The 12,549-nt window shown below is 33.2% G+C and carries 11 protein-coding genes; 5 read left to right on the top strand and 6 right to left on the bottom strand.

Features of this window, described 5'->3' with window-relative positions; translation table 11 throughout:
- Positions 1 to 2,628, bottom strand: coding sequence for a hypothetical protein (locus Q0787_RS17625; RefSeq protein WP_298904356.1), 2,628 nt, complete (start codon positions 2,626 to 2,628; stop codon positions 1 to 3).
- Between the two features lie 277 nt (positions 2,629 to 2,905).
- Between Q0787_RS17625 and Q0787_RS17620 the strand changes: the two genes are divergently transcribed.
- The 4 genes from Q0787_RS17620 to Q0787_RS17605 all read left to right on the top strand — a co-directional run bounded on the left by Q0787_RS17620 (position 2,906) and on the right by Q0787_RS17605 (position 9,011).
- Positions 2,906 to 5,305 carry an efflux RND transporter permease subunit gene (locus Q0787_RS17620; protein ID WP_298904354.1) on the top strand — a complete coding sequence of 800 codons (2,400 nt, stop codon included), beginning with the start codon at positions 2,906 to 2,908 and terminating at the stop codon, positions 5,303 to 5,305.
- A 34-nt stretch (positions 5,306 to 5,339) separates the two neighbouring features.
- Positions 5,340 to 6,773, top strand: coding sequence for an asparagine--tRNA ligase (gene asnS / locus Q0787_RS17615; protein WP_298904505.1), 1,434 nt, complete (start codon positions 5,340 to 5,342; stop codon positions 6,771 to 6,773).
- Between the two features lie 142 nt (positions 6,774 to 6,915).
- Positions 6,916 to 8,376 carry an RNA polymerase factor sigma-54 gene (gene rpoN / locus Q0787_RS17610; protein WP_298904352.1) on the top strand — a complete coding sequence of 487 codons (1,461 nt, stop codon included), beginning with the start codon at positions 6,916 to 6,918 and terminating at the stop codon, positions 8,374 to 8,376.
- Positions 8,373 to 9,011: a hypothetical protein gene (locus tag Q0787_RS17605; RefSeq protein WP_298904345.1), complete on the top strand. Its 639-nt coding sequence runs from the start codon at positions 8,373 to 8,375 to the stop codon at positions 9,009 to 9,011. Before rpoN ends, Q0787_RS17605 begins: the two co-directional genes overlap by 4 nt.
- 10 nt (positions 9,012 to 9,021) lie before the next feature.
- On the opposite strand, the gene Q0787_RS17600 is transcribed toward Q0787_RS17605, so the two are convergent.
- The 5 genes from Q0787_RS17600 to Q0787_RS17580 all read right to left on the bottom strand — a co-directional run bounded on the left by Q0787_RS17600 (position 9,022) and on the right by Q0787_RS17580 (position 12,199).
- Complete coding sequence (locus tag Q0787_RS17600) at positions 9,022 to 9,699, bottom strand: porin family protein (protein ID WP_298904343.1); 678 nt, start codon at positions 9,697 to 9,699, stop codon at positions 9,022 to 9,024.
- 141 nt (positions 9,700 to 9,840) lie between these two features.
- On the bottom strand, positions 9,841 to 10,317 hold the full coding sequence (locus Q0787_RS17595; protein ID WP_298904341.1) for a biopolymer transporter ExbD: 477 nt from the start codon (positions 10,315 to 10,317) through the stop codon (positions 9,841 to 9,843).
- An 11-nt stretch (positions 10,318 to 10,328) separates the two neighbouring features.
- Positions 10,329 to 10,940 carry a biopolymer transporter ExbD gene (locus tag Q0787_RS17590; protein ID WP_298904339.1) on the bottom strand — a complete coding sequence of 204 codons (612 nt, stop codon included), beginning with the start codon at positions 10,938 to 10,940 and terminating at the stop codon, positions 10,329 to 10,331.
- Between the two features lie 8 nt (positions 10,941 to 10,948).
- Positions 10,949 to 11,392, bottom strand: a complete 444-nt coding sequence (locus Q0787_RS17585; protein ID WP_298904337.1) for a hypothetical protein — start codon at positions 11,390 to 11,392, stop codon at positions 10,949 to 10,951.
- A 27-nt stretch (positions 11,393 to 11,419) separates the two neighbouring features.
- A complete protein-coding gene (locus Q0787_RS17580; RefSeq protein WP_298904335.1) occupies positions 11,420 to 12,199 on the bottom strand; it encodes a MotA/TolQ/ExbB proton channel family protein in 780 nt (259 codons plus the stop codon).
- A 124-nt stretch (positions 12,200 to 12,323) separates the two neighbouring features.
- On the opposite strand from Q0787_RS17580, the gene Q0787_RS17575 reads away from it, so the two are divergent.
- A partial coding sequence (locus Q0787_RS17575; protein ID WP_298904334.1) for a hypothetical protein occupies positions 12,324 to 12,549 on the top strand: 226 nt, incomplete at its 3' end.

Raw genomic sequence — 12,549 nt, 5'->3', positions numbered from 1 at the left:
TCAATTAGTGCGCTCTTCGACAGTATAACTAAGGACCTGATATCCTATTTCGCCTGTTTTAGAAATGGCTTCGATAATAATTTGAAATGTTCCTACATTATCTGAATGATAATAACTAAGATTTTGGACTCCTTTATCATCTATTATTAACTGTGGTTCCCAGAATATCGTAGATCGAAAATCAGGAACAGACAAATCATAGACATGATTAGAATCGTGTTTAGGCACATAAAATTCTTTTTCAATAGAAAACACAGGTATCGCATTTAACTCTAATTTCTCTTCTGAAGTTCTAATAGCACCAAATAAACCTCTACCAGAACGCGTATAAATGGCTATAATACTGCCCTCAAAACGACCTTGTGGAGGAGGTGCAGACATGACAATGCTGTATAATTTTTTTAATTTTTTTGCATTATTAATAACCTCAACACTCGTAATCTCATCTACCAACAAATATTGAAGCATTGGCATATTGACTTCGGTCACTGGCTCTCCATCTACAACAAATAAGGTCACATGACCTCTTCCTCCTTTAGCTGTTTTTGCACTGAGATCTCCTGTAACGCCTCTGGTGATAATAATCTTATCTCTGAAACTACTACTAAAAAGCACACTAAAAAGACCTGTTGATAGTTCGCTTTCTGCTGCTCTTAGAGCTTTGCCGTCAATTACCGCATTTGGGTTTCCATAATTGTCAGCCATCTTTTTTCTCATGGGTGTCATCTTATAGCCATTGATAACAATTTCATCTAATTTGGTTGTGCCAAACGTATTAAAGTAGTATTGTTCTTGTTTGCTTTTAAATTCTCTATTTTTTTCTACAATCTTTTGCACTAAACTATCCTTGACTCCACTTATAGTATTTATAACAAAGTCAACTGGAAGTTCTGTTTTCTTATTTAAAGTTATATTATAATCACTCTTATCTGTTTCGGTATTATCAAGAGCTTGAATTACAATTTCCTGCTCCTTTCCGTATATATCATTTAGTTGAAACTCAAAACTTCCAGGAGCCACAACATCTGTTGTATAAACCGAGCGTTGTTTATCAAAAGTCATTAACATCAATTCAATAGGACTGTTTTTATTTTTGGAGTTTTTAGGCGTTACTATTCCAGAAACATTTAAGTTTTTTTCGAGTTTATAATTCAATTTCCTTATAGCGTCATGGTATTTGTATCTGCGCCAGCCCTGAGTTAACATCAAAAAATCAATATCTTCAATGTGCCCATCCTGAAAATAGAATCCTGGATTTTCTATAGGGCCTTTCAAATCAGAACTCAATAAAAAATAAGATCGTATATTTTGATGGTTACTATCTAGGTTTTCTTTATTTAAAACTAACACCGAGACATTGGCACCAACAGAAATTTTATCTGGTATTTGAGTGGAAATACTTAAATCTATTTTATCTCTCTGGTATCTACTTTTTTGTTCAAATGTCGCATTAACCATTAGCCGTTTACTTATATCATGATTGAAAAACAAACGTTCTGCCACAGGTACATTTGTATTATCAAACAATGTAAAAGCAATAATACCTTCAGGAAATAATGCCTTTGGAAATACATAAATAAAACTACCATTAATTAAAGTAGCCTCTTGTTTCAAATACTCAAACCCGCGAGACATTCCTTTCAAAACTATTGAATTGTTGCCTTTAATGTTAGTTTTAGCGGCTACATAGATTTTATCGTTTTTAGAAATCACGTTTATCAGATAACCTAATTGCACAGCTGGTGGTAAATAATATACGTTTTCTAAAACATTATTATCGGACTTGAGTTGCACCTTATATTGTGTAGCGCTATCTACGTTGTCCAACATAAAACTTCCCATTCCCAACGTGTTGCTCTTAAAGGATGTTATAATTTCATTAGTTTCATTCAAAACATGTCCTTCAACAAAAACACCTCTACCGTCTGCTCCAATTGCCTTGAAACCTACTCTATTGGACAAACCACTTATAAGGTTTCCACTTTCAGGAAAAAATTGTAAATCTATAAAGCCTAATTGTGTTGAAAACGTCGTTGTATATGAACGTTTATTATCAGTTAAAAAACTTAACTCTACATGCTTGGATTGATTTGAAATTTCATATTCTAAAACATAGCTATCGTCTTTACCTCTCTTTGAAACAAGCGTATCTACTTGACCATCTTGAGCTACAAAAACCATTAAATTTTTCTTATGCTCTGGGTCAATTAGCTTTGGATACAAATTGGCTTTAAACCTTTGAGTGATGGCATGACTATCTACTCGTCTAATATTTTCAATTGGCTTATGATACTTATCGTTTTTATTTTCAGAAAATATTTGAATTTCCCTTTCATAAATAAAATCTGAATTGAAATTTTTATTCCATTCGGTATAAGCTCTAATCAAATACATTCCTGGCTTATAGCTTCTATCTAATTCAAAATGACCATTACCTATACCATCTTTAATTTTAATGAGTTTAGAATTAACAATGTGCTGTTTTGAATCTATTAAGTCAACGTATAAAACACCACTGGAATAAGCTGTCTGATGAGTTCCAGCATTAATGAGAATAGCTTTAAACCATATGGTTTTGTCAGTGGTGTAAACGGTATTATCTAGTTGTAAGTAAACTTTTTCTGCCAACGAATTATGCGTGTATGATTTACTGGTTTGCGCCAACAAATTCGTTGTGAGCAACAGTAAAAACAACACTAAAATCCGTGATTTATAAAAGTAAACCCTATACAATTTAATTTTTATTTCAAGTTATAGATATTTACACTATTATTCTAATATCGAAATGTTAAATCCAGAATAATATTTCTAGATATTTTCAAAAAAAAAAGGAGTGTTAATAAATCTTATTTTTTACACACAATCACTAGGTTTTTCCTAACTTTGCGCTTCTTTTATAAAGCACATGTTTAAATTGTTTACGAAGGATTTTTGGGAAGTTGTTGCGCGACTAATTTTGCGAAACAAAATTGGTATTCTTATTACCATTATTCTGGCTACTATTTTCTTTAGTTCGCAGTGGAATAACATGCGTTTTACCTATACCGAAGCTAATTTACTTCCTGATGACCATGAGGTTAATATAACCTACAACAAGTTTCTTGATGTGTTCGGAGAAGAAGGAAACTTAATTGTTCTGGGGGTTAAAGATTCTACGCTTTTCACCGTTGAAAAGTTAAATGCTTGGAACCAACTTTCTGAAGATTTTAAAGCCTATGACGAAGTAGAGACCGTAGTGTCTATTAAAGACCTTCAAAAACTTCTGAAAAATAATGAGGCCGAAAAGTTTGACCTTGTTCCTTTTATCAAAGATTCTGTTTCGTCTCAAGAACAAATTAACCTATTAAAAACTGAGCTTTTTGAAAAATATCCGTTCTATGACAACTTCCTCTTTAATACTGAGACTGGAACCATTAGAACAGCTATTTATCTAAAAAAAGACATCGTAAATACGGCTGCAAGGAAAGATTTTATCATGCTCACGCTAGATAAAAAAATCAAAGCCTTTAGAGATGCCAACGACCTGGATGTAAGAATTTCAGGTATGCCCTACATACGTACGTTAAATTCTCAAAATATTGTAGATGAAATCGGGCTTTTTATTGGGCTTGCGTTAGGTGTTACCTCACTTATTTTCTTTTTCTTTTTTAGATCTTTTAGAGCAACATTCATTTCGCTAATTGTTGTTTGCGTGGGCGTCATGTGGACATTTGGAATTTTAGGATTGCTAAACTATGAGATTACAGTACTTACTGCATTAATACCTCCATTAATTATCGTTATTGGAATTCCTAACTGTATATTTCTTATTAACAAATATCAGCATGAAGTAAAACTCCATGGTAATAAGGTAAAATCTTTACAGCGTGTAATTACGAAAATTGGTAATGCAACGCTCATGACTAATGTCACTACAGCATCTGGATTTGCAACCTTTATTTTAACTGAAAGTAAACTTTTGAAAGAGTTTGGTATTGTTGCATCGTTAAGTATTCTTGCAATTTTTATACTATGCCTCTTAGTAATTCCAATAATTTATACGTTTTTACCTTATCCAAAAGATCGTCACCTCGAACATTTAAATAAACGCTGGATTGGTGGTTTTGTAAATTGGATTGAGCGTATGGTAAGAGAGCAAAAAATTGCCATTTATGTGACGTCTTTAGTACTTATTATTGCCAGTATTATTGGAATATATAAAATAGAAATCTCGGGTAGTCTTATAGAAGACATGCCAAAAGAAGAGGCTTTTTTTAAAGACATTAGATTTTTTGAAGAGGAATTTAATGGAATTATGCCTCTTGAAATTATGATAGATACCAAGCGTAAAAAAGGGGTTATGAAATTGAGTACGCTGAAAAAAATGGAGCAAATTGAAGACCTCATTGATGAAACTCCAGAACTATCTCGACCAATTTCTGTAGTTAGCCTTGTAAAATATAGCAAACAAGCTTACACTAATGGTAACCCTAAATACTATCAGTTACCTACTAGTCAAGAACAACTTTTTATTTCTTCCTATATTAAAAACTCATCTTCAGATGTTGATCTCTTAAAAAACTTTGTAGACAGTACTGGGCAATATGCCAGAATTACGACGTTCATGAAAGATATTGGCACTGATAAAATGGAGCGTATTCAGGAAGATCTTCAGAATAAAATTGATAAGGTATTTCAGCCCAAAGATCGTTATAATGTAACCATGACTGGAAAGGCTTTAGTATTTCAGAAAGGCACAAAATACTTAGTGAAAAACCTAGCCATATCGTTGTCGCTTGCCATTATTTTGATTTCAATATTCATGGCTTATATGTTTAGATCTGTTAGAATGATTATCGTTTCATTAATCCCTAACGTACTGCCACTAGTCATAACAGCTGGATTAATGGGGTATTTAGGCGTTCCTATTAAACCATCGACAATCTTAGTATTTAGTATTGCCTTTGGTATATCTGTTGATGATACCATTCATTTTTTAGCGAAGTACAGACAAGAACTTCAAGCAAACCATTGGAAAATACGCAAATCGGTCTATAGAGCATTACGTGAAACAGGTGTGAGCATGTTCTACACCTCTATAGTATTGTTCTTTGGTTTTATCGTATTTACAACATCAAGTTTTGGAGGCACTGTGGCTCTGGGCGCCTTAGTATCTGCGACCTTATTGTTTGCTATGCTATCCAATTTACTTTTACTTCCGTCATTACTATTATCTCTTGAACGTAGCATTGCTAATAAGGAAGTGATGCGAAAGCCTTCAATAAATATTATCCCAGAGGAAGATGAAACTTCCGAAGAGAATTAAACCTATAACAATTATATTTGCATAAAATTTCAGAATAATGAGCTATACAGTTTCACAACTATTAACACAAGATATTACATTTCAGCCTATAGAAATTAAAGGTTGGGTTAGAACATTTAGAGCCAATCGTTTTATTGCTTTAAATGACGGTTCGACGATAAATAATATACAGTGTGTAGTTGATTTTGAAAATACCGATGAAGCCTTATTAAAGCGCATTACAACAGGCGCTGCAGTTCATATTAAAGGTGACCTAGTTGAAAGTCAAGGAAAAGGGCAAAAAGTAGAAATACAAGTGTCGTCTATTGTTATTTTAGGTGATTCTGATCCTGATGAATACCCAATTCAACCCAAGAAACACACCTTCGAATTCTTAAGAGAAAATGCACATTTACGTACAAGAACCAATACATTTAGCGCTGTTATGCGTTTGCGTTCTTCATTGTCTTTTGCCGTACATAAGTACTTTAATGAGAATGGGTTCTACTACATGCATACACCAATTATTACTGGAAGTGACGCCGAAGGTGCTGGTGAAATGTTTAGCGTATCCAGTCTCGATGCTAAAAATCCTCCTTTGGATGATGAAGGCCATGTTGATTACAAGCAAGATTTCTTTGGAAAGGAAACTAACTTAACAGTTTCTGGGCAATTAGAAGCAGAAACTTATGCTATGTCTCTTGGAAAGGTATATACTTTTGGACCAACGTTTAGAGCTGAAAACTCTAATACTACTCGTCATTTAGCAGAATTTTGGATGATTGAGCCAGAAGTGGCTTTTATGGATTTAGCTGGAAATATGGATTTGGCTGAAGATTTCATGAAATCGGTATTGAGTTATGTTTTAGAACACAATCGAGAAGACCTTGAGTTTTTAGAAACACGTTTACTCAACGAAGAAAAAACCAAACCTCAGGCCGAACGCTCAGAAATGAGTTTGATTGAAAAAATAAAGTTTGTTGTAGACAATAATTTTAAACGTGTTAGCTATACGGAAGCTATTGATATATTAAGAAACTGTAAACCCAATAAGAAAAAGAAATTCAAATATATTATTGAAGAATGGGGTGCAGATTTACAGAGTGAGCATGAACGTTTCTTAGTTGAAAAACACTTCAAATGTCCAGTAATTTTGTTTGATTATCCAGCTAATATAAAAGCATTTTATATGCGCTTAAATGAAGATGGAAAAACGGTTCGTGCTATGGATATCTTATTCCCAGGGATTGGAGAAATGGTTGGAGGTTCACAACGAGAAGAACGTTTGGAGGTTTTAAAAGAAAAAATGAAAGCACTAGATATTCCAGAAGAAGAATTGTGGTGGTATTTAGACTTGCGTAAATACGGAACAGCTGTTCATTCTGGATTTGGATTAGGTTTTGAGCGTTTGGTTATGTTCACTACCGGAATGGGAAATATTAGAGATGTTATTCCTTATCCTAGAACTCCTCAAAATGCCGAGTTTTAATTAAATCACAGTATATAAATTTATTTATAAGACCTATTAGATTTAAAATCTGGTAGGTCTTTTAAATTATTATAAAAGGGCACTGTTTTTGCAAGCAATTATCAATAGTTTTTTTAACTTTACTTTGTACCAAATTTAGATTATGCTCAAACAATATTTACAATTTAAATTATCTCAAAAGTTGTCCCCACAACAAATTCAGCTTATGAAGTTGATACAGCTGCCTACACAAGCATTTGAGCAACGTATAAAACAAGAATTAGAAGAGAATCCTGCCTTGGATACAGGGAAAGATTCTAAAGATGAAGACAAGTTTGATGAATTTGACAACTCAGGCGATGAGTATGATGACAACGAAACCATCAACACAGAAGACATCAACATTGACGAATATTTGAGTGATGATGACATTCCTGAGTATCGTACACAGGCCAATAATTATAGCGTTGATGATGAAGAAAAAAATGTCCCTTATGCTGCAGGAACATCATTTACGCAGCATTTGAGAAATCAACTAAATACATTTAGGCTTAGTGATGAGCAGCGAGAAATAGCAGAGTTTTTGGTTGGAAGTGTTGATGAAAGTGGTTATATAAGACGTTCATTGAGCGATATTATGGATGATTTGGCCTTTACTCAAAATGTATTTACTACCGAAGAAACTATTGAAAAAGTATTGCTTAAGGTCCATCAATTAGATCCAGCTGGTGTTGGTGCTAGAAACCTCCAAGAGTGTTTAAGTATTCAATTACACCGAAAAGATAAACATCCAGATGTTGAGCTTGCTATCGCTATTATCGATAAAGCCTTTGATCAATTTACAAAGAAGCATTATAAAAAATTACTTCAAAAATTTGACATCACTGAAGTTCAATTAAGAGATGCAATAGAAGAAATAGAGCGCCTTAACCCAAAACCAGGTGGTTCTTACGCTGGAAACAATAAGATAGTTGAGCATGTCGTTCCTGATTTTGCAATTAAAATTGTAGATGGCGAACTAGAATTAACGCTTAATGGCAGAAATGCGCCAGAACTGCATGTGTCTCGAGAGTATAGCAACATGATGAAAGGCTATAAAGAATCTAAAGACAAAAGTAAATCTCAAAAAGACGCCGTATTATTTATCAAACAAAAACTGGATGCTGCTAAATGGTTTATTGAAGCTATTAAACAGCGTCAACAGACTCTTTTTGTTACGATGAGTGCTATCATGCATTATCAAAAAGAATACTTCCTTACAGGCGATGAACGCAAGTTAAAGCCAATGATTTTAAAAGACATTGCCGATGAGATTGATATGGACGTATCTACAGTTTCGCGTGTCGCCAATAGTAAATATGTAGATACACCTTATGGAACAAAACTCATTAAAGAATTTTTTAGTGAATCTATGACCAATGATCAAGGTGAAGAGGTATCAACTCGTGAGATTAAAAAAATACTAGAAACAGTTATTGAAGAGGAAGACAAGAAAAAGCCATTAACCGATGAAAAATTAGCAACTATTCTTAAGGAAAAAGGCTATCCGATAGCTCGCCGAACTGTTGCTAAATATCGCGAGCAGTTAGATATTCCAGTAGCGAGATTACGTAAGAAAATATGATTGAAGGTAAACAGCTTACGACACGCATTTCAGATCAATTTCTAAAAAGTATATCTTATATTTTTCATCCATTATTGATGCCGTTATTGGGTGTTGTATTTTATTTCTCAAAAACACCACGCTTTGTTCCTGAACCTAGAATGAAGGCGAAAGTATTTTCTATTACTATTCTCACCATTGTTTTACCTATTCTATTATTTTACCTCTTAAAAACACTCAGGAAGGTAGAATCTTTTCACTTAGAGCATGTTTCAGAACGTAGAATTCCGCTTATCATTAATAGTTTTATCATTGCACTTGTTCTGATTAGAGTATTACCTCTTGATGAATTACCCGAATTATACTTCTTTTTTATGGGTATTCTTATTTCAACAATCACTTGTCTTGTTCTTGTTTTATTGAAATTCAAAGCTAGTATTCATATGATAGCCTCCGCAGGTTTTTTTATGTTCGCCATTGCTGTAGCCATTCATTTCAAGATAAACATTAATGGCACTATTGCTTTAATGTGTATCATTTTAGGGGCAATTGCAACCTCAAGATTACATCTAAAAGCTCATACACCTTCAGAATTAATTGTAGGTTTTTTTGTGGGCTTATTACCACAATTACTCTTGTTAAATTATTGGATTTAACTTTACATTTTTAAAGAATATAAAATATAAGTCCAATCTTAATGGCATTCATCTCAATGGACTGACCAGTAGTGCTGAGTTTAGCATTAGAATCAAAAATGGGATTGAGTAAGTAATACAAATGAAAACTCACATTAGAATATCCAGCACTCAGTGTTAGACCATATTGAATCCTATTAAAATCATCAATATTAGTCAATTGAATATCATTAGGTTCTCCATTAAATTTAGAGGAACTATATACAACATAGCCAAATTTAATACCTGCATATATTCTCCAAAAATCGTAATTGGTTGGTGTTGACGTTCGCCATCTAAATTCTAAAGGCACTTCAATGAGATAGGTTGTGAATTTATTCTTACTAAACGATGTCTCGTCATCATCTAATATAGAATAATTAAAGCTGCCATTATTTTCAGCAATAAGTAGGGTTTGATTATAGGAGTTTGTTGATAAACCTAAGCCCAAACCTATGGCCTTGTTACGCTTTACATTAATGGGCATATCCCTAATAAACCCAAAGTGAAATCCGCTCGAAAATCCATTTTGAGAAACACCATCGAGTTTTTTTCCAAGCAGGTTGTAGGTTACAGAAATATAAAATTGATCCTCTCTGTATTTCTTATCGACGATAGAGTCTGATGCGTTTTCACTTGAAATCACTTCTTGAGCGTCCAGTGACTGCATACACATTAGTAAAATTATTAAATATAAAACCTGCTTCATGATACAAATATAACTCAATAGTCTGTAAAAAATTTTGAGTAGATGGAATAAAAAAAGCATCCATTAAATGGATGCTTTTTTTTATAATTAATAGGCTCGTAGTTAGTTGTCTAATGCACTACCAGAACCTGTTGCATAATTAATTTTAAGGGCATTAGCCTCTCTAAGTTCTTGCTTAATATCACCAACAATACCCATATTTGCTTCGCTATCAACTTTTAATGATACCGTTAAGTAATCTCTCAACTCCTCTCTTATAGCCAATCTTTCGGCATTAATAAAAGATTCTATTTCGCCAATTTCAGCAAATTTATCGTTAAGTTGTAAACGCGCTTCTTTTCCATATCGTTCTTGAAAAGAGGCTGTTGGGCTACCTGCATAGATATAACTAATTGGATATTTCTTTTCCAATTTTTCTACCTGATCGGCCAATGGCAATTTGTTTTCAATGAGTAATGTATCTTCTCTCATAACTGTTACAACCATGAAGAAAAATAACAACATAAAAACAATATCTGGCAAAGATGCTGTGTTTACCGCTGGTAAAGCATCGTCTTTTTTATTTTTAAATTTAGACATTTTCTTGTGTTTTATTTAGTGTAAACTTCAGAGAGCTTTTCTGGATATTCTGTTCTAATTTCCTCAATAATCTCTTTTAGTTTCTCTCTATTACCAGTGAACTTAGCGTCTTTAAAATTCTCTTCCATCTTCACAAAATCCATATCTGGAAATCCTCTTCTAGGTCCTATTAATTTTGCTCTTCTGTTACGTAATTCATTATAAGCCGCTACCAATTCATTTTGAACCGAAATATACTGTTTATACGACGTTTCTCTCTCGTTCTTTAATGAAATAATGGCCTTATCTGGATTATCTGATGATGCTGGATCTTTCTTTCCATTACAGTAATCACAAGAACCATCACCTCCATTATCTAAAAACTCAATAGCCGCTGCTCTTAAATCTTTAAGCTCCATTAGTTCATCTTCAACTAATAATTGATCTTTACCATTAATTAAAACAGTAAAAATATTCTTTTGCTTAATAATAACATCTTCATCGTTTTCCTCAATTGGAGGGAGCTTACGATTAATTCCAGAATCTTTAGGAATCGTTGTCGTTACCAAGAAAAATATAAGAAGTAAGAATGCAATATCTGCCATAGATCCTGCATTAACTTCTGGTGCTGATCGTTTTGCCATAATTTGTTTTATTTACTTAGCATCTTTTTAACTCCAAAGAACAACATTAAGCCTGCTGCTAATAGAATTAAAATATAAAATGCCTTGATTCCTGCTTCAATCATTTGAGATTCACCAGCAGTTAATATTTTACCGTCGTCCAATGCTCTTTCAACTCCAGATGACGCAAACCATGCAACTGCCAAAACAGCTACAAAAACGCCTACAGAGATTAAAGATTTTTTAAGTTTATCTGGACTACTTACTAAGTTTACTAAACTAAATACAACTGCAGATACTGTCGCAATTCCTAAAACTACATAGGCCAAATTTGCAAACCAACCTAATACAGCTTGGTTATCTGGCACTGTTTCAATAGCTTCATCACCTAACATCATAATTCTTACTAGGAAGAATACTGCGATTAGACCTATTACTAAAGCAACAATTTTGATTATTTTTTGAATATTCATATTATGTTCGATTTAATAATTGGTTTCTTATTTCTTATGTCTTACTAATAAATCCATTAGTGAGATAGATGCATCTTCCATATCGTTAACGATGCTATCAATTTTCGAGATAATGTAATTGTAAAAGATTTGTAATATAATAGCAACAATCAGACCAAATACTGTTGTTAATAAGGCTACTTTAATACCACCTGCTACTAATGAAGGGTTCATGTCACCTGCAGCTTCAATTTTATCAAAGGCATCAATCATACCAAGTACAGTTCCCATGAAACCAAGCATTGGTGCTAATGCGATAAATAATGAAATCCAAGATACATTCTTTTCTAATTGTCCCATTTGAACACCACCATAAGCTACAACAGCTTTTTCAGCAGCATCAATATCTTCATCTGCTCTGTCTAATCCTTGATAGAATATAGATGCAACAGGACCTTTTGTGTTTCTACAAACTTCTTTTGCTGCTTCAATTCCACCCGAATTAAGAGCGTCTTCAACATTAGCAGTTAATTTCTTCGAATTTGTAGTTGCAAGATTTAAATAGATAATTCTTTCAATAGCAATAGCTAATCCTAGAATTAAACATAGCAATACAATTCCCATAAAAAATGGACCACCTTCAATAAAACGTTCTTTTACTTCTTGCGTAAAAGATTTTTCTTCGTCAGCTGCTGCTGGAGTTTCGTCTTGAAATGAAGTGGTAACTGCTGTAGTTGCAGCTTCTACTGTGTAAGCATTTGTACTTGCGTTAACAGTACCGAAAGCCATGATACATGCTATGGCTAAGATAGAAAATAGTCTTTTCATCGTTCTTGTTCTTAATTTTTATTAGTTAAAGTGTTAAAGATATAAAAAAATTGTAATTAAAAAATAAAAATCCCAATTGAGTCGTGAGGTTTAACGTTGTTTAACTCAATTTGAAATCTTTACAATGACGAATTTAAATAAAATGTTTTGGATTTGTTGTTTGAAGAATCAAAAATCTCATAAAATTAACGCATTTAACATCACTATTATTACATTTTCTTATAAAGAAATTATAATACTATCGTACAAATTTACTGAAGCAAGCTTCGACAACCTTGAAGGATTAGCTGCGCTGATCCCAATTGGATATGCTGGTAATACATTGCATAGGCAAACTTTCGTTTGCTCAT

Source organism: uncultured Psychroserpens sp., assembly GCF_947492715.1.
In the GTDB taxonomy this organism is placed as follows: Bacteria; Bacteroidota; Bacteroidia; order Flavobacteriales; family Flavobacteriaceae; genus Psychroserpens.
This window is presented reverse-complemented; position numbering and strand designations above follow the sequence as displayed.